The sequence below is a fragment of the Kluyvera ascorbata genome (assembly GCF_023195735.1).
GTDB lineage: Bacteria > Pseudomonadota > Gammaproteobacteria > Enterobacterales > Enterobacteriaceae > Kluyvera > Kluyvera ascorbata.
Genome location: NZ_CP096201.1, coordinates 4,031,288 through 4,052,525, shown reverse-complemented (window position 1 = coordinate 4,052,525; position 21,238 = coordinate 4,031,288). Strand labels below are relative to the sequence as shown.

Genomic DNA, 21,238 nt, shown 5'->3' with positions numbered 1-21,238 from the left:
AGCATATTGATATAAAAAAGCCTCACGTATATGTGAGGCTTTTTTGTAGCCCGGACGAGGCGGTAACGCCGACTCCGGGAAGGCACCGAGCGGATTAGCCTTTAATAGCTTTCACCAGGTAATCAACGATGTCACCGGTTTTAATCAGCTGCTTCTCGCCGTTACGACGGTATTTGTATTCGATATCGTCGTTGTCGAGGTTACGGTCGCCCAGCACGATAGTGTGAGGAATACCGATAAGCTCCATATCCGCGAACATCACGCCTGGACGCTCTTTACGGTCGTCCATCAGCACTTCGATGCCCTGTGCGCGCAGTTCAGCGTACAGCTTCTCAGCCAGCTCCTGAACGCGGTAGGACTTGTGCATGTTCATTGGCAGAATGGCAACCTGGAACGGTGCAATAGCGTCTGGCCATACGATACCGCGGTCGTCAAAGTTCTGTTCAATGGCTGCCGCAACTACGCGAGTTACACCAATACCGTAGCAGCCCATGGTCAGGGTCTGGTTACGACCATCTTCGCCCTGAACAGACGCCTTCATCGCTTCGGAGTACTTGGTACCCAGTTGGAAGATGTGGCCCACTTCGATACCGCGTTTAATCAGCAGCGTGCCTTTGCCGTCTGGGCTCGGGTCGCCAGCGACAACGTTACGAATGTCAGCCACTTCTGGCGTCGCCACGTCGCGATCCCAGTTGATGCCGAAGTAGTGCTTACCGTCGATGTTAGCGCCAGCCGCGAAATCGCTCATCACAGCGACGGTACGGTCGATAATCACCGGAATTGGCATATTAACTGGGCCGAGTGAGCCTGGACCAGCTTTCACCAGCGCACGAATTTCTTCTTCCGTGGCGAAGGTCAGCGGGCTCGCAACCTGCGGCAGTTTTTCTGCTTTGACTTCGTTCAGCTCGTGATCGCCGCGAACCAGCAGGGCAACCAGCGGAGACTTGCTGCCTTCCACCGCTTTCACCAGCAGGGTTTTCACGGTTTTCTCGATTGGCAGGTTGAACTGCTCAACCAGCTCGGCGATGGTTTTCGCGTTCGGCGTATCAACCAGCGTCATTTCCTGCGTTGCTGCCGCACGTGGTTCTTTTGGTGCCACGGCTTCAGCGAACTCGATGTTTGCCGCGAAGTCGGAAGAGTCAGAGAAGATCACATCGTCTTCGCCGCTCTGCGCTAGCACCTGGAATTCGTGGGAAGCGCTACCGCCGATAGAACCGGTGTCAGCCTGTACTGCGCGGAAATCCAGACCCATACGGCTGAAGATTTTGCTGTAGGCCGCGTACATCGCGTCGTAGGTTTCCTGCAGGGATTCCTGAGAGGTATGGAAAGAGTAGGCGTCTTTCATCAGGAATTCGCGGGAACGCATCACGCCAAAACGTGGGCGTACTTCGTCACGGAATTTGGTCTGGATCTGATAGAAGTTCAGCGGCAGCTGTTTGTATGAGCTCAGCTCGTTACGAATCAGGTCGGTGATGACTTCTTCGTGGGTTGGACCCAGTACGAATGAACGATCGCCACGGTCTGCAATACGCAGAAGTTCCGGGCCGTACTGTTCCCAACGGCCGCTCTCTTCCCACAGTTCAGAAGGCTGAACTACCGGCATTAACACCTCGATAGCACCGGCGTTGTTCATCTCTTCACGCACGATGTTTTCGACTTTTTTCAGGACGCGCACGCCGGTCGGCAACCAGGTGTATAACCCGGAGGCCAGCTTGCGGATCATCCCGGCGCGCAGCATCAGCTGGTGGCTGATAACCTCGGCGTCGGCAGGTGTCTCCTTCAGAGTGGAGAGCAGGTATTGGCTAGTACGCATGTTGTTACGGTTCCAGTTGAACGATCGAACAGGCTCAAGTCGAGCCTGGCACAAAAACAAAAGTGATTTAGTTTACCAGCGAGAAAGGGATGTCAAAAGAGAGCGCGGTGAAATTACCGGGCTTCCAGCGCAAAGACCTCAAATCCTGACGGCGTTACGCGCCAGCGGACGTTAAAATCGAGCAGCCAGACGGCGTAGGTCTTTCCTTCTTCCTCGTTCTTACGATAGGCCGGACGCGGGTCCTGGGCCAGTACTTCGGCAATAAACCGACGTAAATGCGGGTAGCGCTTTTCCAGGCCGATAAGCTGCTGGGCAATCTCATCGCTGAAGGTGACGTCAACGTTGGCTTGCGGTGCATCCTGAGCGTAGCTGGCTCGAGCGTCTGGCAGCGACTCGGCGAACGGTAGGTACGGTTTTACATCGACAACAGGCGTGCCGTCGACTAAATCTAACCCGCCTAGTTCAAGGATGACGTGTTCTTTGTGGCAGCGAACGCCCCGGAGTTCAACCAGCGACATTCCGATGGGATTCGGGCGGAAGGTTGAGCGCGTGGCAAACACGCCCATACGGGCGTTTCCGCCGAGGCGAGGAGGCCGTACCGTAGGACGCCATCCGCCTTCCATCGTCTGATGGAAGACGAACAGTACCCACAAATGGCTGAACGCTTCCAGGCCGCGCACGGCGTCGGCCTGGTTGTAGGGCGGCAATAGATGCAGCTCACCGCTGCAGCTTTTGACCAGCCCTGGTTGGCGAGGTACGGCAAACTTCTCTTTATAAGGAGAACGGATAACGCCTATTTGTTCAAATACGAATGGGCTCATTGCGCGCTAACGTTAAGGGCTGAACCTACGCAGACCGCCTGACGGTAGCAACCCGGCGTGCCGCTGGTGACTTCACAGCTGTGCAGCAGTACCGCATTGGCCTTCATTTTAGAGGCGTTGATCTGCATGCGCTTGCGTGCCGTTGGGATGTTCGGTGGAGAATCCTGATTAGTGGCCTGGCATGAGTCACCGGAGACTTCGCCCAGATCGCGGAACGGCTTACCGACCAGATCTTCAGCGTTGGTGATAATTCTCACCGGCGTAGCGCGTGGCGCTTTAGGTTTCGCGGTCTCCGTTTTCGCGGGGGTCGCAGTGCTTTGAATAGGTTCAACAGGAGATCTGTTTAGCATGGAACAGCCACCTAACAGGAGCGCTAATAAACAGACCGGTAAAGCACGCATAGTAATTCCTCTATCATAAAGGGTAGACCAGGGAGCTATTGAATCAGGTGCTTGCATAAATGACAAGACGGGCATGCGCCCGTCTTGAAAGATACTGCTTAGCGGTAATGCGATTACCAGCCTTTAACAGCGCCGCCGTTAAAGATTTTGTTTGCTGCTTCGTACACTTCATCAGACTGGTAAGCCTGAACGAATTTCTTCACGTTTTCAGCGTCTTTGTTATCTTCGCGGGTCACGATCAGGTTCACGTACGGAGAGTCTTTACCTTCAACGAAGATACCGTCTTTCGCCGGAGTCAGGTTGATCTGGCTGGCGTAAGTGGTGTTGATAACGGCCAGAGCAATCTGCGCATCATCCAGGGAACGTGGCAGCTGTGGTGCTTCCAGCTCAACAATCTTCAGGTTTTTCGGGTTTTCAGTGATATCCAGCGCGGTTGGCAGCAGACCTACGTCATCTTTCAGTTTGATCAAGCCAACTTGCTGCAGCAGCAGCAGGGAACGACCGAGGTTAGTCGGGTCGTTTGGTACCGCAATCTGGGAGCCCGGCTGCAGTTCGTCCAGAGATTTGATTTTCTTGGAGTAGCCTGCGATTGGGTAAACGAAGGTATTACCCACGGAAACCAGCTTGTAGCCGCGATCTTTGATCTGCTGATCCAGGTATGGTTTGTGCTGGAAGGCGTTCGCGTCGATGTCGCCTTTGCTCAGCGCTTCGTTCGGCAGAACGTAATCGTTGAAGGTAACCAGCTCAACGTCCAGGCCATATTTTTCTTTCGCGACTTTCTGTGCAACTTCAGCAACCTGCTGTTCTGCACCGACAATCACGCCGACCTTAATGTGGTTTGGATCTTTCTCGTCCTGGCCGCAACCAACAAGAGCCAGAGAACCAATCAGGGCCCCAACTGCCGCAAAGGTTTTAAAATTGAACGCCATGCTTATTATCCTTAAACTTTTGAGTTGTGTTGTGTGTAACGCTATTTATGAGTGACTGCCCGAACGATACGGTCGCCAGATACTTGAATTAAATAAACCAGAACGACAAGCAATACCAGTACTGTATTCATCACGACCGCATTATATCCAATGTAGCCATACTGATAGCCAATCTGCCCCAGACCGCCAGCACCGACGGCACCGCCCATTGCGGAGTAGCCAACCAGCGTAATCAGGGTGATGGTTGCCGCATTGACCAGACCCGGCAGCGCTTCCGGCAGCAGGACTTTACGTACGATCTGCATCGGCGTGGCACCCATTGCGCGGGAAGCTTCAATCAACCCGGTTGGGATTTCCAGCAGGGCGTTTTCCACCATACGTGCAATAAACGGTGCAGCACCAACCGTCAGCGGAACGATTGCCGCCTGCAGGCCGATAGAGGTACCGACAATAATACGGGTAAACGGAATCATCCATACCAGCAGGATAATGAACGGGATGGAACGGAAGATATTCACCAGCGCAGAAAGCACACGGTAGAGCTTGCCATTCTCAATGATTTGCCCCGGACGCGTGGTATATAAAAGCACGCCGACCGGCAGACCAATCACGAAGCCGAAAAAGCCCGACACGAATGTCATTGCCAGCGTTTCCCAGACGCCGCGCGCCAGTAACCACATCATGGCTTCAGACATAACCCAGTACCTCTACTTTTACATGGTGTTGCTGCAGCCAGGCGATGGCCGCTTGCGTATCTTCAGGGGTGCCGTGCATTTCGGTCAGCATAATGCCGAACTTCACGCCGCCCGCGTAATCCATCTGCGCGCTAATAATGTTGTTGTTCACGTTAAAGCGACGTGCGGTTTCCGACAGCAGTGGAGCGTCGACCGAATGACCGGTAAACTCCATGCGCAGCATCGGTACGCTATCGGCAGTCTGTGCTTCTTTAAGACGTGCCTGGTAATCTTCTGGAATATCCAGATGCAGCGTGGACTGAATAAACTGCTGTGCCAGCGGCGTCTTCGGATGAGAGAAGACTTCGCTTACCGTATCCTGCTCGATAAGCTCGCCGTTGCTGATAACCGCAACACAGTCACAGATACGCTTCACCACGTCCATCTCATGGGTGATGAGCAGAATCGTCAGACCCAGGCGACGGTTAATGTCCTTCAGCAGTTCGAGGATAGAGCGAGTGGTTGCCGGATCCAGCGCGCTGGTGGCTTCATCACACAACAGAACCTTCGGGTTGCTGGCCAGCGCACGGGCAATGGCCACACGCTGTTTTTGCCCACCGGACAGGTTTGCCGGGTAGCTATCATGCTTGTCGCCCAGACCCACGAGGTCCAGCAGTTCAGTGACGCGACGCTTCACTTCTTCTTTAGGCGTATTATCGAGTTCCAGCGGCAGCGCAACGTTGCCAAACACCGTGCGTGAAGAGAGCAGGTTAAAGTGCTGGAAGATCATGCCAATCTGGCGACGCGCTTTAGTCAGCGCCGATTCGGACAGTGCGGTAAGTTCCTGACCGCCAACCTGAACGCTGCCTTCTGTCGGGCGTTCAAGCAGGTTGACGCAGCGAATCAGCGTACTTTTACCTGCACCGGATGCGCCAATGACGCCATAAATTTGTCCCGCAGGCACGTGCAGGCTAACGTTGTTCAGCGCCTGAATTGTGCGGTGGCCCTGCTGGAACACCTTGGTGATATTCGAAAGTTTAATCATTAGATTATTTATTATCGGTTAGGAGTTATCCGTGGCATTTTCTTCTGCCAGAGACGGGCGATGACCGTCAACAAAACGGATGTTAAGGCATCTAGACGGCTAAATCAATCTGATTTATGCGATCGGCGCTTTCTTGCCTGTCGAAACATGCGATACTAAAGGCACAAGCCTTAATCAGGAGCAACACGGTGGCAAAGTCTGTACCCGCAATTTTTCTCGATCGTGACGGCACGATTAATGTCGATCATGGCTACGTACATGAAATCGATGAGTTTGAGTTTATTGATGGCGTCATCGACGCTATGCGCGAATTAAAAGAGATGGGCTATGCGCTGGTGCTGGTGACTAACCAGTCAGGTATTGCTCGCGGGAAGTTCACCGAGGCGCAGTTTGAAACGCTGACGGAATGGATGGACTGGTCTCTGGCTGACCGTGGCGTTGACCTGGACGGTATCTATTATTGCCCACATCATCCGCAGGGAACGGTAGAAGAGTATCGTCAGGTATGTGATTGCCGTAAACCGCACCCGGGAATGTTCAAATCCGCGCAGGAGTTTCTGCACATTGATATGGCTTCTTCTTATATGGTGGGTGACAAAGTAGAAGACATGCAGGCAGCTGCTGCGGCGAACGTGGGGACTAAAGTGCTGGTGCGTACGGGCAAACCCGTCACCGAGGAAGCGGAAAAAGCCGCAGATTGGGTGATTAATAGCCTTGCAGACCTGCCTGCGGCTATCAAAAAGCAGAAATAAACGACGAAAAGGCGAAAAGGTGAGCGGTTGAAAGAAAAATGCATTTTTCCTCTTGTCAGCCTGAAGAAACTCCCTATAATGCGGCCCCACTGAGACGGAACAACGGCAAGCAAGCCGCCGGGTCAGCGAGGTTCTCCTGAGAATCTCGACGGAGAAAAGCGAAATTAAACGCTTGACTCTGAAAGAGGAAAGCGTAATATACGCCACCTCGCAACAGTGAGCGAAAGCCGTGTTGCACTGCTCTTTAACAATTTATCAGACAATCTGTGTGGGCACTCGAAGATACGGATTCTTAACGTCGCAAGACGATAAATGAATACCAAGTCTCTGAGTGAACACGTAATTCATTACGAAGTTTAATTCACGAGCATCAAACTTAAATTGAAGAGTTTGATCATGGCTCAGATTGAACGCTGGCGGCAGGCCTAACACATGCAAGTCGAACGGTAGCACAGAGAGCTTGCTCTTGGGTGACGAGTGGCGGACGGGTGAGTAATGTCTGGGAAACTGCCCGATGGAGGGGGATAACTACTGGAAACGGTAGCTAATACCGCATAACGTCGCAAGACCAAAGTGGGGGACCTTCGGGCCTCACACCATCGGATGTGCCCAGATGGGATTAGCTGGTTGGTGAGGTAATGGCTCACCAAGGCGACGATCCCTAGCTGGTCTGAGAGGATGACCAGCCACACTGGAACTGAGACACGGTCCAGACTCCTACGGGAGGCAGCAGTGGGGAATATTGCACAATGGGCGCAAGCCTGATGCAGCCATGCCGCGTGTATGAAGAAGGCCTTCGGGTTGTAAAGTACTTTCAGCGAGGAGGAAGGCATTAAGGTTAATAACCTTAGTGATTGACGTTACTCGCAGAAGAAGCACCGGCTAACTCCGTGCCAGCAGCCGCGGTAATACGGAGGGTGCAAGCGTTAATCGGAATTACTGGGCGTAAAGCGCACGCAGGCGGTCTGTCAAGTCGGATGTGAAATCCCCGGGCTCAACCTGGGAACTGCATTCGAAACTGGCAGGCTAGAGTCTTGTAGAGGGGGGTAGAATTCCAGGTGTAGCGGTGAAATGCGTAGAGATCTGGAGGAATACCGGTGGCGAAGGCGGCCCCCTGGACAAAGACTGACGCTCAGGTGCGAAAGCGTGGGGAGCAAACAGGATTAGATACCCTGGTAGTCCACGCCGTAAACGATGTCTATTTGGAGGTTGTTCCCTTGAGGAGTGGCTTCCGGAGCTAACGCGTTAAATAGACCGCCTGGGGAGTACGGCCGCAAGGTTAAAACTCAAATGAATTGACGGGGGCCCGCACAAGCGGTGGAGCATGTGGTTTAATTCGATGCAACGCGAAGAACCTTACCTACTCTTGACATCCAGAGAACTTAGCAGAGATGCTTTGGTGCCTTCGGGAACTCTGAGACAGGTGCTGCATGGCTGTCGTCAGCTCGTGTTGTGAAATGTTGGGTTAAGTCCCGCAACGAGCGCAACCCTTATCCTTTGTTGCCAGCGGTTCGGCCGGGAACTCAAAGGAGACTGCCAGTGATAAACTGGAGGAAGGTGGGGATGACGTCAAGTCATCATGGCCCTTACGAGTAGGGCTACACACGTGCTACAATGGCATATACAAAGAGAAGCGACCTCGCGAGAGCAAGCGGACCTCATAAAGTATGTCGTAGTCCGGATTGGAGTCTGCAACTCGACTCCATGAAGTCGGAATCGCTAGTAATCGTAGATCAGAATGCTACGGTGAATACGTTCCCGGGCCTTGTACACACCGCCCGTCACACCATGGGAGTGGGTTGCAAAAGAAGTAGGTAGCTTAACCTTCGGGAGGGCGCTTACCACTTTGTGATTCATGACTGGGGTGAAGTCGTAACAAGGTAACCGTAGGGGAACCTGCGGTTGGATCACCTCCTTACCTTAAAGAAGCGTTCTTTGAAGTGCTCACACAGATTGTCTGATGAAAATTAGCAGTAAAAATCTCTGCAGGCTTGTAGCTCAGGTGGTTAGAGCGCACCCCTGATAAGGGTGAGGTCGGTGGTTCAAGTCCACTCAGGCCTACCAAATTCGCAAGAATTGTCGGTACAGAGATTAGCATTTTGCGATGGGGTTATAGCTCAGCTGGGAGAGCGCCTGCCTTGCACGCAGGAGGTCTGCGGTTCGATCCCGCATAGCTCCACCATCCTTTACTGCAACAAACCCAAGAAAACTTCAGAGTGTACCTGAAAAGGTTCACTGCGAAGTTTTGCTCTTTAAAAATCTGGATCAAGCTGAAAATTGAAACAGCACACTGAACTCTGTTCTCCGTAATAAGAACAGACTGAGGTGTGTTTGAGTCTCTCAAATTTTTGCAGCACGATGATGAATCGAAAGAAACATCTTCGGGTTGTGAGGTTAAGCGACTAAGCGTACACGGTGGATGCCCTGGCAGTCAGAGGCGATGAAGGACGTGCTAATCTGCGATAAGCGTCGGTAAGGTGATATGAACCGTTATAACCGACGATTTCCGAATGGGGAAACCCAGTGTGTTTCGACACACTATCATTACGTGAATACATAGCGTAATGAAGCGAACCGGGGGAACTGAAACATCTAAGTACCCCGAGGAAAAGAAATCAACCGAGATTCCCCCAGTAGCGGCGAGCGAACGGGGAGCAGCCCAGAGCCTGAATCAGCATGTGTGATAGTGGAACGGTATGGAAAGGCCGGCGATACAGGGTGATAGCCCCGTACACAAAATTGCATGTGTTGTGAGCTCGATGAGTAGGGCGGGACACGTGGTATCCTGTCTGAATATGGGGGGACCATCCTCCAAGGCTAAATACTCCTGACTGACCGATAGTGAACCAGTACCGTGAGGGAAAGGCGAAAAGAACCCCGGCGAGGGGAGTGAAAAAGAACCTGAAACCGTGTACGTACAAGCAGTGGGAGCATCCTTCGGGGTGTGACTGCGTACCTTTTGTATAATGGGTCAGCGACTTATATTCTGTAGCAAGGTTAACCGAATAGGGGAGCCGCAGGGAAACCGAGTCTTAACTGGGCGTTAAGTTGCAGGGTATAGACCCGAAACCCGGTGATCTAGCCATGGGCAGGTTGAAGGTTGGGTAACACTAACTGGAGGACCGAACCGACTAATGTTGAAAAATTAGCGGATGACTTGTGGCTGGGGGTGAAAGGCCAATCAAACCGGGAGATAGCTGGTTCTCCCCGAAAGCTATTTAGGTAGCGCCTCGTGAACTCATCTTCGGGGGTAGAGCACTGTTTCGGCTAGGGGGTCATCCCGACTTACCAACCCGATGCAAACTACGAATACCGAAGAATGTTATCACGGGAGACACACGGCGGGTGCTAACGTCCGTCGTGAAGAGGGAAACAACCCAGACCGCCAGCTAAGGTCCCAAAGTCACAGTTAAGTGGGAAACGATGTGGGAAGGCTCAGACAGCCAGGATGTTGGCTTAGAAGCAGCCATCATTTAAAGAAAGCGTAATAGCTCACTGGTCGAGTCGGCCTGCGCGGAAGATGTAACGGGGCTAAACTGTGCACCGAAGCTGCGGCAGCGACACTATGTGTTGTTGGGTAGGGGAGCGTTCTGTAAGCCTGCGAAGGTGTCCTGTGAGGGATGCTGGAGGTATCAGAAGTGCGAATGCTGACATAAGTAACGATAATGCGGGTGAAAAACCCGCACGCCGGAAGACCAAGGGTTCCTGTCCAACGTTAATCGGGGCAGGGTGAGTCGACCCCTAAGGCGAGGCCGAAAGGCGTAGTCGATGGGAAACAGGTTAATATTCCTGTACTTGGTGTTACTGCGAAGGGGGGACGGAGAAGGCTATGTTAGCCGGGCGACGGTTGTCCCGGTTTAAGCATGTAGGCGGGAAGTTTAGGTAAATCCGGACTTCTTTTAACGCTGAGGTGTGATGACGAGGCACTACGGTGCTGAAGTAACAAATGCCCTGCTTCCAGGAAAAGCCTCTAAGCATCAGGTAACATCAAATCGTACCCCAAACCGACACAGGTGGTCAGGTAGAGAATACCAAGGCGCTTGAGAGAACTCGGGTGAAGGAACTAGGCAAAATGGTGCCGTAACTTCGGGAGAAGGCACGCTGATATGTAGGTGAAGTGATTTACTCATGGAGCTGAAATCAGTCGAAGATACCAGCTGGCTGCAACTGTTTATTAAAAACACAGCACTGTGCAAACACGAAAGTGGACGTATACGGTGTGACGCCTGCCCGGTGCCGGAAGGTTAATTGATGGGGTTAGCGGCAACGCGAAGCTCTTGATCGAAGCCCCGGTAAACGGCGGCCGTAACTATAACGGTCCTAAGGTAGCGAAATTCCTTGTCGGGTAAGTTCCGACCTGCACGAATGGCGTAATGATGGCCAGGCTGTCTCCACCCGAGACTCAGTGAAATTGAACTCGCTGTGAAGATGCAGTGTACCCGCGGCAAGACGGAAAGACCCCGTGAACCTTTACTATAGCTTGACACTGAACACTGGTCCTTGATGTGTAGGATAGGTGGGAGGCTTTGAAGCGCGGACGCCAGTTCGTGTGGAGCCAACCTTGAAATACCACCCTTTAATGGCTGGTGTTCTAACGTAGACCCGTAATCCGGGTTGCGGACAGTGTCTGGTGGGTAGTTTGACTGGGGCGGTCTCCTCCTAAAGAGTAACGGAGGAGCACGAAGGTTAGCTAATCCTGGTCGGACATCAGGAGGTTAGTGCAAAGGCATAAGCTAGCTTGACTGCGAGAGTGACGGCTCGAGCAGGTGCGAAAGCAGGTCTTAGTGATCCGGTGGTTCTGTATGGAAGGGCCATCGCTCAACGGATAAAAGGTACTCCGGGGATAACAGGCTGATACCGCCCAAGAGTTCATATCGACGGCGGTGTTTGGCACCTCGATGTCGGCTCATCACATCCTGGGGCTGAAGTAGGTCCCAAGGGTATGGCTGTTCGCCATTTAAAGTGGTACGCGAGCTGGGTTTAGAACGTCGTGAGACAGTTCGGTCCCTATCTGCCGTGGGCGCTGGAGAATTGAGGGGGGCTGCTCCTAGTACGAGAGGACCGGAGTGGACGCATCACTGGTGTTCGGGTTGTCATGCCAATGGCATTGCCCGGTAGCTAAATGCGGAAAAGATAAGTGCTGAAAGCATCTAAGCACGAAACTTGCCCCAAGATGAGTTCTCCCTGACTCCTTGAGAGTCCTGAAGGAACGTTGAAGACGACGACGTTGATAGGCTGGGTGTGTAAGTGTAGCGATACATTGAGCTAACCAGTACTAATGAACCGTGAGGCTTAACCTTACAACGCCGAAGATGTTTTGGCGAAAGACAGACATTGATATTCAGCTTGATTACAGATTACATCAGAACGCAGAAGCGGTCTGATAAACAGAATTTGCCTGGCGGCTGTAGCGCGGTGGTCCCACCTGACCCCATGCCGAACTCAGAAGTGAAACGCCGTAGCGCCGATGGTAGTGTGGGGTCTCCCCATGCGAGAGTAGGGAACTGCCAGGCATCAATTTAGAAGTATGGCACTAATATTCGAGGCAGTTCACTACTCGACAGAGAGTAGGACAAAAGCGAAAGCTTTTGAACGTTGCAAAGCAACGGCCCGAAGGGTAAATCACGTAGTGATTTATAAACTGCCAGGCATCAAATTGCAGTAAACCGGGATGAATAATCCGGGTAGTGACAAAGAATTCGGTGGAGCGGTAGTTCAGTCGGTTAGAATACCTGCCTGTCACGCAGGGGGTCGCGGGTTCGAGTCCCGTCCGTTCCGCCACTTATTAAGAGCCCTGAGCATAATTGCTCAGGGCTTTTTCTTTTTCTGCTGTCTAATTATTGCTGTTTTAGCAAAAATCCTCTGCATTAAACGATCTTTTTCCCGATCCTCTCGCTCGTCATAATGGTTTTCGTTAACCAATATTGATAAATAAAGAGGAAAATCATGACAATCCCTGCACTTGGCCTTGGCACCTTCCGCCTGAAAGATGACGTTGTTATCGCATCCGTTAAAACCGCCCTTGAGCTAGGTTACCGCACCATCGATACCGCGCAGATCTACGACAACGAAGCGGCCGTTGGTCAGGCGATTGCGGAAAGCGGCATCGCGCGTGATGAGCTGTTCATCACCACTAAGATCTGGATTGAAAACCTGGGCAAAGACAAGCTGATCGCTAGCCTCAAAGAGAGCCTGGAGAAGCTACGTACCGATTATGTTGACCTGACGCTGATCCACTGGCCGTCTCCAAATGACGCTGTGGCGGTTGAAGAATTCATGGCTGCGCTGCTGGAAGCGAAACAGCAGGGCCTGACGCGCCAGATTGGTATCTCCAACTTCACTATTCCGCTGATGGAACGCGCTATTTCTGCCGTTGGCGTCGAAAATATTGCGACCAACCAGATTGAGTTGTCACCTTACCTGCAGAACCGTAAGGTGGTGGGTTGGGCGGCAGAGCATGGTATCCACATCACCTCTTATATGACGCTGGCCTACGGTAAGGCGCTGAAAGATGAGGTGATTGCTGAAATTGCGAAGAAACACAATGCGACGCCAGCGCAGGTTATTCTGGCTTGGGCAATGGGTGAAGGCTATGCGGTGATCCCATCTTCAACCAAGCGTGAAAACCTGGCGAGTAACCTGCTGGCGCTGGATCTGAAATTAGATGCCGATGATAAACAAGCGATTGCTGCCCTGGATTGCAACGACCGCCTGGTCAGCCCAGAAGGCTTGGCTCCAGAGTGGGACTAATGATGCGATAAACGGGCTACAACCCTCAAGTAGCTAAAGCAACTCACCCGGGCTGCACCCTCTGGTAGCCCGGGCGAGGCGTTTACGCCGACGCCGGGATCTCTCTATTACCGGTTGTCTTTCACATACTCGCTGAGAAAATCAATAAACGCTCTGATGCGCGTACTCACCGCACGATCGCTGTAATACACGGCGCTAAAAGGCATTTCCACCGGCAGACGTTTATCAGCCAGCAGCTCAACAAACTCCCCGCTAGCAATTTCTTTATCCACCATATAGTCCGACAAGCAGGCAATGCCGTTACCGTGCAAACACAGTTGTTTAAGCGTCTCACCGCTGTTTGACGAAATTCCACTGCTAATTTCCATAAACTGGCCATCACAGCAGTAAACAGGCCAGGTGTTCAGTGAAGACGGTTCGGTAAAGCCAAGGCAAAGATGTTCTTTGAGGTCGACAACGTTCTCTGGTTTACCGTGGCGAGCAATATACTCCGGCGAGGCAATAATCTTCCTATAGCTGCTAAACAGTGGACGTGCGCGTAGGCTGGAATCCGTTAAAGTACCGGCGCGGATAGCGACATCAACCTTACGCTCAATCAAATTGATAAAGGTTTCGGAAGAGACCAGCGAAAGCGTCATTTCCGGGTAACGTTCGCGGAAAGACTTCACCAGTGGCATCAGGAAGTGCAGCATCACCGGCGTGGCAGCATCCACGCGCAATAGGCCCCGCGGCGTGTTACGCGTATCCAGCAGCTCGTTCTCGGCAGCCGCCATCTCCTGTAGCACAACCTGCATACGGCGGAAATAACGCTCTCCCTCTTCGGTCAGGCTCAACTGGCGCGTAGTGCGGTTAAGCAGACTCACGCCAAGCTTTGATTCCAGCTTCTTCACCGCCCGACTTACCGCCGAGTTGGCCTGCCCAAGCTGCTCGGCGGCACGACTGAAACTGCCGCTTTCCACTACCGCCACAAAAATGGCTATTTCTTCTGATGTCGCTCTCATTATTGCACCTGAAGCAAAATTCTATTGAGATTTTGAATATTTTTGTTATTTAAACACCCCGGCATACTACGTGTCATCTTAATACTGATGATGTGGAGTAAATTATGCCGCTGGCGCTTCTAGCCTTAACGATCAGTGCCTTCGCAATTGGCACAACCGAATTTGTGATTGTCGGCCTGGTCCCGACGATTGCTGAACAGCTTGCCATCTCTCTGCCTTCCGCAGGGATGCTGGTTTCTATTTATGCCCTGGGCGTAGCCATCGGCGCGCCGGTATTAACCGCGTTGACCGGCAAACTGCCGCGAAAACAGCTGCTGCTGGCGCTGATGGTGCTATTTACCATCGGGAACCTGCTGGCCTGGCAAGCGCCCGGGTATGCCACTCTGGTCGTCGCGCGTTTGCTGACAGGCCTGGCCCACGGCGTTTTCTTCTCCATTGGGTCGACGATTGCAACGAGCCTGGTACCTAAAGATAAGGCGGCGTCGGCAATCGCTATTATGTTCGGCGGTTTGACCGTTGCTCTGGTGACCGGCGTACCGATGGGGACGTTCATTGGTCAGCATTTCGGCTGGCGGGAAACCTTCCTCGCCGTTTCTCTGCTCGGCGTGATTGCGCTAATTGCCAGCGCGGTGCTTATCCCACGTAATATCCCAGGGCGTGCGCCAGCAAGCCTTGCTGAACAGGTGAAAGTACTGACTCACCCACGCTTGCTGATGATTTACGCCATTACCGCGTTAGGCTATGGCGGCGTCTTTACTGCCTTTACCTTCCTGGCGCCGATGATGCAGGACCTGGCTGGCTTTACGCCAGGCGCGGTGAGTTGGATCCTGCTGGGCTATGGTGTGGCGGTAGCAATTGGGAACATCTGGGGCGGTAAACTGGCCGATAAACACGGCGCAGTACCCGCACTGAAGTTTATTTTCGCGGCACTGGCTGCACTGCTGTTGGTTTTCCAGTTTACGGCATCAATTCAGTACGCGGCTCTGGCCACCGTCCTCGTGATGGGTGTCTTTGCCTTCGGTAACGTTCCGGGCTTGCAGGTTTATGTGGTGCAAAAAGCAGAGCAGTACACTCCGGCTGCGGTCGACGTTGCCTCTGGCCTGAATATCGCCGCTTTTAACGTCGGCATCGCTATCGGTTCCGTCGTTGGTGGTCAAACGGTAGAGCATTATGGTCTGGCGCAAACACCGTGGATTGGCGCGCTGATCGTGGTGGTTGCACTGCTGCTGACCGGCCTGAGCGGTCGCCTGGATAGACCTGCACGCGTCGCATTAGGCTAAGGCTGAAGGGTAAGCAAGCGCTTACAGAAGTTCACGCAGCTTTATCACAAATAGCGTTGAAACCGCGGGCAAAAGCCCCTATAACAGAAGAACCTTCCTGGAATCAGGCGGGTTCTTTCGTTATTGAGGTTATAAAAGAAAGTGCGAAAAAATACCTACGCCATGCGCTATATTGCCGGACAGCCAGCGGAGCGGATTCTGCCTCCTCCCGGCGCTTATACCAGCATTAGCCAGGCACTCTCGGTGGGTAAGCCGTTAAGCACGGAAGAGAACATTCGTATCCTGGTGTGGAACATCTTTAAACAGCAGCGGGCTGAATGGCTGTCGGTGCTGAATAAGTTCGGTAAAGATGCCCATCTGGTCCTATTACAGGAAGCGCAGACGACGCCTGAGCTGGTGAAGTTTGCGACCACTAACTATCTTGCCGCCGATCAGGTTCCCGCCTTTGCGCTGCCACATCACCCTTCAGGCGTGATGACGCTGTCCGCCGCTCATCCTATTTACTGTTATCCATTGCGCGAACGCGAGCCGATACTACGGTTAGCAAAATCAGCGTTAGTGACCGTTTACCCACTTCCCGACGCGCGCCTGCTGATGGTCGTCAATATTCACGCGGTTAACTTTAGCCTCGGCGTGGATGTCTATAGTAAACAGCTGATGCCTATTGGAGAACAGATTGCCCAGCACACAGGCCCGGTGATTATGGCCGGAGATTTTAACGCCTGGAGCCGTCCGCGAATGAATGCGTTGTATCGGTTTGCGCGCGATATGTCGCTGCGTCCCGTTCGTTTTGATGATGACCAGCGTCGTCGCGCATTTGGTCGTCCGTTAGACTTTGTGTTCTATCGCGGGCTAAGCGTGGCTGACGCCTCGGTTCTGGTGACCCGCGCATCCGATCATAATCCGCTGATTGTGGAATTTAGCCCGGGAAAATAGGGCGAGGGAAATAAAAAAGGCACCGGGGGAAACGGTGCCTTTTTTATGAGTTACCTGTCAGGAATCAGGACGGTCGCTGTTTTTTACAAACAACGTCAGCTGATCGCCCGGCTGCAGATTGGCCGTATCGCTATTCCAGCGCATCACATCTTTGATGTTCACGCCGTGCCGTTTGGCGATGCTCGAAAGCGAATCACCTTTGCGTACGCGGTACGTAATACTGCTGTTATCGGCAAGACGTGCAGCGCTGCTGCCCGCACCTACCGTTAAGCTCTGACCGACTTTCAGATTGCTGCCACGCAGGTTGTTCCACTGCTGCAGGTCTTTTGCATTCACGCCTAAACGTGAGGCAATACCTGACAGCGTGTCACCTGAACGTACCTTATAGCTACGGCTGGTCATCGGCGTGTTGTCGGCAACCAGAGTAGGCTGGAGATCGGCAATCTCACCGGAGGCCAGGGACTCACGCAGCTGATCCGCATGTTTCTGTGGCACCATCACGTACTTCGGACCGCTTGCACCGAGCGTAGAGCCTTTGACGCCCGCGTTAAAGGTCTTCAGCTTGCTGACGGGCATTCCTGCCATATCGGCCAGTTGTGAGATCTCTACTGGGCTATCAACGCGTACGCGCGCCAATGCACGGCTTTCATCTGCGGTAGGCAGACGAACGCCATAGCGTTTGCTGTTCTTGAGGATGTCGCTCAAGGCCAGCATCTTAGGTACGTATAATTTTGTTTCCTGAGGCAACGGCAGTGACCAGAAGTCGGTGGGTTTACCACGGGCCTTGTTCACCTTCATTGCTTTCATTACACGGCCTTCGCCGCTGTTATACGCTGCCACGGTTAATAACCAGTCGCCATCGAACATTTTGTTCAGGCGCTGCATCATATCCAGTGCTGCCGTTGTGGAAGCAACGACATCACGACGTGCGTCATAACTGCGGGTCTGTTTCAGACCGTAATTTCGCCCTGTGCTCGGAATGATCTGCCAAATGCCTGCGGCATTGGCACCAGACGTTGCGTGCGGGTCAAAAGCGCTCTCCACTATGGGTAGTAATACCAGTTCCATTGGCATGTTACGTTTCTTAACTTGCCCGGCTATCCAGTACATATACGGCTCTGCCCGTAAAGTTACATCGTGGAGATAGCTCTTATTTCGTAAGTACTTCTGTTTCTGTTCGCGAACCCGGGCGTTATCCGGGATTCCCATCTTTAGCTCGTCGCCAATGTAAGCCCACAAATCCTGGTCCTGCATGTCGAATGTCCCATCGTCCATCCAACGTGCCTGACTTGCGAACTTACCTGCTTCCCCTTGACTAGCCGCAGAAAGGCTCTGTGCGTGCTGTTGGACGTTACCTTGCTGTGAAGCCTGGCAACCCACGAGCAGGACAGAGGCGAGTAATATCGCTTTTGCCTTCATGTGTGTGTCAATAGTTGCTTAAAAGACGACCGATAATAACGACGAACTTTCGAAAACGCAACCCGGAAGTATCAGAAGTTATCTTTCTTTGACCGTAACCATGCAAAACGCTGCTCAGATTGTAGCAATTTTGTTTCTTTGCTTATTTCATTAATTAAATCAATATCATCCGTTCTTAAAAAGAGATTAATCTGACGCTCTTTTTTCAGAGTTGTGGGGAGTGTCATTTGCTTTTTCGCGCGTAACTCCTTCACTTCTCGATAGTATTCGTTAATGAACAAATCATGCGGTAAAACGCTCAGCGCAAACTTCATATTGGAGAGCGTGTACTCATGAGCGCAACAAATTAGCGTCTCTTCAGGCAACGTGTTAATGCTCTGCAACGACTGGTACATCTGGGCTGGCGTGCCTTCAAAAAGACGGCCGCAGCCCCCGGAAAACAAGGTGTCTCCGCAAAAAAGCCACGGGGCGCTGTAGAAACAGACATGTCCTAAAGTGTGGCCCGGCGTGGCGAAAACGTGAAAATCCTGGTTGAGGATGTGAATTTGGTCGCCGTCGGACACAATTTTTGTTGCCCCTTTGTTGTGAGTCTCTTTAGGGCCATAAACGTCAATATTCGGATAAGACTTAACGAGCTCGGCAACCCCACCGACATGATCGTTGTGGTGATGCGTTAAAAGGATCGCCTCTGGGTGCCAGTTGTTTGCCTTGATTGTCTCAAGCACCGGCGCGGCATCACCCGGATCGACTATCAAACAACGCCCGGTTTCATCATTAAGAACCCAGATGTAGTTGTCCTGAAAGGCTGGAATACTGTTAAGATTCATTTGTTACCTCTTAAACGCGTAGGGAAGGTTGTGATGAAACCGGCAAGGATACCTCAAACAGTCTCGGCGCCTGTCTCGTGGGCGCAAATGCCCTGGGGTGAATATTATCGCGAGGCTATCGATCGTCAACTGAAACCCTGGCTGGGAAAACTGTATGGTTTTCACCTGCTCAAGGTGGGAAACCTCAGCGCTGAGATCAATACTGAAGCCTGCGCTATCTCGCATCAGGTCAATATTTCTCTGGAAGGCAACCCGATGCAGGTGAAGGCAGATCCCCTGCATTTGCCATTTGCGGAGAAATCCGTTGATGCCTGCCTGCTGTCGCACACGCTGCCCTGGTGCAGCGATCCTCATCGCCTGCTGCGTGAAGCTGACCGCGTGCTTATTGACGATGGTTGGCTGATTATCACCAGCTTTAACCCGATGAGCCTGATGGGGCTGCGTAAACTGGTTCCGGTGCTGCGTAAATCGATGCCCTACAATAGCCGGATGTTTACCCTGATGCGTCAACTGGATTGGCTGGCGCTACTGAATTTTGAAGTGATGCACCAAAGCCGGTTTCAGGTGCTTCCCTGGGCGAAACAGGGCGGGACGCTGCTCAGCACACATTTACCGGCGTTGGGTTGCCTGCAGGTGATCGTAGCGCGTAAGCGGACGTTTCCGCTTACGCTTAACCCGATGCGGCAGAATAAAGCCAAAAGCCGCATTCAGCAGGCCGTAGGGGCAACGCGACAGTACCGTAAACCGGACGCTTAAGCCTCCGGCTGATACCCAACATCGTCGTGCGTTGGTGAGTTGGCCGCCGTACGCGCCAGCTCATCGCAGCGTTCGTTTTCCGGGTGACCGGCGTGGCCTTTAACCCATTCCCAACGAATCTCATGCTTACCGAGCGCCGTGTCCAGGCGCTTCCACAGATCGACGTTTTTCACCGGCTTTTTATCCGCCGTTTTCCAGCCGCGTTTTTTCCAGTTGTGGATCCACTGGGTGATCCCTTGACGAACATACTGGCTATCGGTGCTCAACACCACGGTGCATGGCTCTTTGAGCGCTTCAAGCGCGACGATAGCCGCCATCATTTCCATGCGGTTATTGGTCGTCAGACGGTAACCTTCGCTGAAGGTTTTTTCCCGCTGCTGATAGCGTAGAATGGCACCATAACCACCCGGACCTGGGTTACCGAGGCAAGAGCCATCGGTGAAAATTTCTACCTGTTTAAGCATCTCTGGTAGACTTCCTGTATCTGCAATCAAAGTTAAACGGCAAGTCTGACATAAATGACTGATATGAGCACTGCAATTACACGACAGATCGTTCTGGATACCGAAACCACCGGTATGAACCAGATCGGTGCCCACTATGAAGGCCACAAGATCATCGAGATCGGTGCCGTCGAGGTGATAAACCGTCGTTTAACCGGCAACAACTTCCACGTTTACCTCAAGCCCGACCGGCTGGTGGATCCTGAGGCGTTCGGCGTTCACGGTATCGCCGATGAGTTTTTGCTGGATAAACCGACCTTTGCCGACGTAGCCGACGAGTTTATGGACTACATCCGCGGTGCGGAACTGGTTATCCATAACGCATCGTTCGATATCGGCTTTATGGACTATGAGTTTAGTAAGCTCAACCGCGGTATTCCAAAAACTAGTACCTTCTGCAAAGTCACCGATAGCCTGGCGCTGGCGAGGAAGATGTTCCCCGGCAAGCGCAACAGCCTCGATGCGCTCTGCTCACGTTATGAGATAGACAACACCAAGCGTACATTGCACGGTGCACTGCTCGATGCCCAGATTCTGGCGGATGTCTATCTGACCATGACCGGTGGGCAGACCTCGATTAAGTTCTCGATGGAAGGCGAATCGCAGCAGCAGGCGGGAGATGCCGGTATTCAGCGTATTGTGCGTGCGGCAAGTAAACTACGTGTGGTTTATGCTACTGATGAAGAGCTGGCGAATCATGAATCGCGCCTCGACCTGGTGCAGAAAAAGGGCGGAAGCTGCCTCTGGCGGTCGTAAAACGGCTGTTTTTGCTGTGAAAATAAGCGTGTGGGCGATTTTTGCAGCAAACGATTCAAAAGTAGAGAAAAAGCGTTGACGGTTTGCCGGGGAATCCGTAATATTCGCCTCGTTCCCAAGGGAACACAGCGGAGCGGTAGTTCAGTCGGTTAGAATACCTGCCTGTCACGCAGGGGGTCGCGGGTTCGAGTCCCGTCCGTTCCGCCACTATTCAGAAAGCCCGAATCAGCAATGATTCGGGCTTTCGTCGTTTCTATCCCCTTACTTTTTATTCCTCACCTAGCAACGCCTTCATACATTCCATAAACACCTGCATGGCTGGGCTAACGGATTTTCCGGCATGGTGCGCGCAAAGGGCGCTAATTTTCATTGCCGTTGGGATGCGGTTGTTCCTGAAGATCGTTGCTTGCCGGCTCTTGCTTGACGGTAACGTACGACAAACATGGCACTCAGGCACCTGTCATGAACCACCTCAATAGTCATTGGGACCAAATGGAAAGTCTAAAAGAGGGCCAGAATGCTATAGATGCGAAGTACGTGACGTCAGTACCTCTGCATACTTTTATTTATGCTTT

Annotated in this window: 15 protein-coding genes, 4 tRNA genes, 3 rRNA genes and 2 pseudogenes; 13 read left to right on the top strand and 11 right to left on the bottom strand. The window is 52.6% G+C overall.

Annotated elements, in window-relative coordinates:
- Nucleotides 1-94 precede the first annotated feature (94 nt).
- The 6 genes from proS to metN form a co-directional block, all read right to left on the bottom strand.
- Nucleotides 95-1,813 (bottom strand): proline--tRNA ligase, encoded by a 1,719-nt coding sequence (gene proS, locus MY052_RS19450; protein WP_035891983.1) that lies wholly within the window; start codon nucleotides 1,811-1,813, stop codon nucleotides 95-97.
- Between the two features lie 113 nt (nucleotides 1,814-1,926).
- A complete protein-coding gene (gene tsaA / locus MY052_RS19445) occupies nucleotides 1,927-2,634 on the bottom strand; it encodes a tRNA (N6-threonylcarbamoyladenosine(37)-N6)-methyltransferase TrmO (RefSeq protein ID WP_202216432.1) in 708 nt (235 codons plus the stop codon).
- Nucleotides 2,631-3,035 carry an Rcs stress response system protein RcsF gene (gene rcsF / locus MY052_RS19440; RefSeq protein WP_035891985.1) on the bottom strand — a complete coding sequence of 135 codons (405 nt, stop codon included), beginning with the start codon at nucleotides 3,033-3,035 and terminating at the stop codon, nucleotides 2,631-2,633. Before rcsF ends, tsaA begins: the two co-directional genes overlap by 4 nt.
- Nucleotides 3,036-3,148: 113 nt before the next feature.
- Nucleotides 3,149-3,964: a methionine ABC transporter substrate-binding lipoprotein MetQ gene (metQ, locus tag MY052_RS19435; RefSeq protein WP_035891986.1), complete on the bottom strand. Its 816-nt coding sequence runs from the start codon at nucleotides 3,962-3,964 to the stop codon at nucleotides 3,149-3,151.
- Nucleotides 3,965-4,005: 41 nt separating this feature from the next.
- Nucleotides 4,006-4,659, bottom strand: coding sequence for a methionine ABC transporter permease MetI (locus MY052_RS19430; protein ID WP_035891987.1), 654 nt, complete (start codon nucleotides 4,657-4,659; stop codon nucleotides 4,006-4,008).
- The gene (metN, locus tag MY052_RS19425; RefSeq protein ID WP_035891988.1) at nucleotides 4,652-5,683 is read right to left on the bottom strand and encodes a methionine ABC transporter ATP-binding protein MetN; all 1,032 of its coding nucleotides are present in this window, start codon (nucleotides 5,681-5,683) and stop codon (nucleotides 4,652-4,654) included. The genes MY052_RS19430 and metN overlap by 8 nt, the downstream gene beginning before the upstream one ends.
- Nucleotides 5,684-5,871: 188 nt before the next feature.
- On the opposite strand from metN, the gene gmhB reads away from it, so the two are divergent.
- From gmhB to dkgB, 8 genes are all read left to right on the top strand, one after another.
- Entirely contained in the window at nucleotides 5,872-6,435 is a 564-nt protein-coding gene (gene gmhB / locus MY052_RS19420; RefSeq protein ID WP_035891989.1) for a D-glycero-beta-D-manno-heptose 1,7-bisphosphate 7-phosphatase, read from the top strand.
- 378 nt (nucleotides 6,436-6,813) lie between these two features.
- A 16S ribosomal RNA gene (locus tag MY052_RS19415) occupies nucleotides 6,814-8,353 on the top strand.
- A 69-nt stretch (nucleotides 8,354-8,422) separates the two neighbouring features.
- A tRNA-Ile gene (locus MY052_RS19410) sits at nucleotides 8,423-8,499 on the top strand.
- A 42-nt stretch (nucleotides 8,500-8,541) separates the two neighbouring features.
- Nucleotides 8,542-8,617 (top strand) — tRNA-Ala (locus tag MY052_RS19405).
- 210 nt (nucleotides 8,618-8,827) lie between these two features.
- Nucleotides 8,828-11,735, top strand: a 23S ribosomal RNA gene (locus tag MY052_RS19400).
- 97 nt (nucleotides 11,736-11,832) lie between these two features.
- A 5S ribosomal RNA gene (gene rrf / locus MY052_RS19395) occupies nucleotides 11,833-11,948 on the top strand.
- Together the 16S, 23S and 5S rRNA genes with 3 tRNA genes alongside form the textbook arrangement of a ribosomal RNA operon.
- A gap of 191 nt (nucleotides 11,949-12,139) precedes the next feature.
- Nucleotides 12,140-12,216 (top strand) — tRNA-Asp (locus tag MY052_RS19390).
- A gap of 165 nt (nucleotides 12,217-12,381) precedes the next feature.
- Nucleotides 12,382-13,185 carry a 2,5-didehydrogluconate reductase DkgB gene (gene dkgB / locus MY052_RS19385; protein WP_248537667.1) on the top strand — a complete coding sequence of 268 codons (804 nt, stop codon included), beginning with the start codon at nucleotides 12,382-12,384 and terminating at the stop codon, nucleotides 13,183-13,185.
- Between the two features lie 107 nt (nucleotides 13,186-13,292).
- Here dkgB and yafC read toward each other — a convergent pair whose 3' ends face one another.
- Nucleotides 13,293-14,186, bottom strand: a complete 894-nt coding sequence (gene yafC, locus MY052_RS19380) for a DNA-binding transcriptional regulator YafC (RefSeq protein ID WP_202216429.1) — start codon at nucleotides 14,184-14,186, stop codon at nucleotides 13,293-13,295.
- 104 nt (nucleotides 14,187-14,290) lie between these two features.
- On the opposite strand from yafC, the gene MY052_RS19375 reads away from it, so the two are divergent.
- Both MY052_RS19375 and MY052_RS19370 read left to right on the top strand, forming a co-directional pair.
- Entirely contained in the window at nucleotides 14,291-15,466 is a 1,176-nt protein-coding gene (locus MY052_RS19375; RefSeq protein ID WP_202216428.1) for an MFS transporter, read from the top strand.
- Nucleotides 15,467-15,607: 141 nt separating this feature from the next.
- Nucleotides 15,608-16,402 (top strand): endonuclease/exonuclease/phosphatase family protein, encoded by a 795-nt coding sequence (locus MY052_RS19370; protein ID WP_248537666.1) that lies wholly within the window; start codon nucleotides 15,608-15,610, stop codon nucleotides 16,400-16,402.
- A 57-nt stretch (nucleotides 16,403-16,459) separates the two neighbouring features.
- On the opposite strand, the gene mltD is transcribed toward MY052_RS19370, so the two are convergent.
- A complete protein-coding gene (gene mltD, locus MY052_RS19365) occupies nucleotides 16,460-17,821 on the bottom strand; it encodes a murein transglycosylase D (RefSeq protein WP_035894470.1) in 1,362 nt (453 codons plus the stop codon).
- 71 nt (nucleotides 17,822-17,892) lie between these two features.
- A complete protein-coding gene (gene gloB / locus MY052_RS19360; RefSeq protein ID WP_248537665.1) occupies nucleotides 17,893-18,648 on the bottom strand; it encodes a hydroxyacylglutathione hydrolase in 756 nt (251 codons plus the stop codon).
- 33 nt (nucleotides 18,649-18,681) lie between these two features.
- On the opposite strand from gloB, the gene MY052_RS19355 reads away from it, so the two are divergent.
- Complete coding sequence (locus MY052_RS19355) at nucleotides 18,682-19,404, top strand: class I SAM-dependent methyltransferase (RefSeq protein ID WP_248537664.1); 723 nt, start codon at nucleotides 18,682-18,684, stop codon at nucleotides 19,402-19,404.
- Here the strand turns inward: MY052_RS19355 and rnhA are convergent.
- Nucleotides 19,401-19,978, bottom strand: a pseudogene (rnhA, locus tag MY052_RS19350) (ribonuclease HI). The gene MY052_RS19355 and the pseudogene rnhA overlap by 4 nt on opposite strands.
- On the opposite strand from rnhA, the gene dnaQ reads away from it, so the two are divergent.
- The gene (dnaQ, locus tag MY052_RS19345; RefSeq protein WP_248537663.1) at nucleotides 19,932-20,663 is read left to right on the top strand and encodes a DNA polymerase III subunit epsilon; all 732 of its coding nucleotides are present in this window, start codon (nucleotides 19,932-19,934) and stop codon (nucleotides 20,661-20,663) included. The pseudogene rnhA and the gene dnaQ overlap by 47 nt on opposite strands.
- Nucleotides 20,664-20,793: 130 nt before the next feature.
- Nucleotides 20,794-20,870, top strand: a tRNA-Asp gene (locus MY052_RS19340).
- 61 nt (nucleotides 20,871-20,931) lie between these two features.
- On the opposite strand, the pseudogene MY052_RS19335 reads toward MY052_RS19340, so the two are convergent.
- Nucleotides 20,932-21,039: pseudogene (locus MY052_RS19335) on the bottom strand (LysR family transcriptional regulator); the annotation flags it as partial.
- Nucleotides 21,040-21,238: the final 199 nt, after the last annotated feature.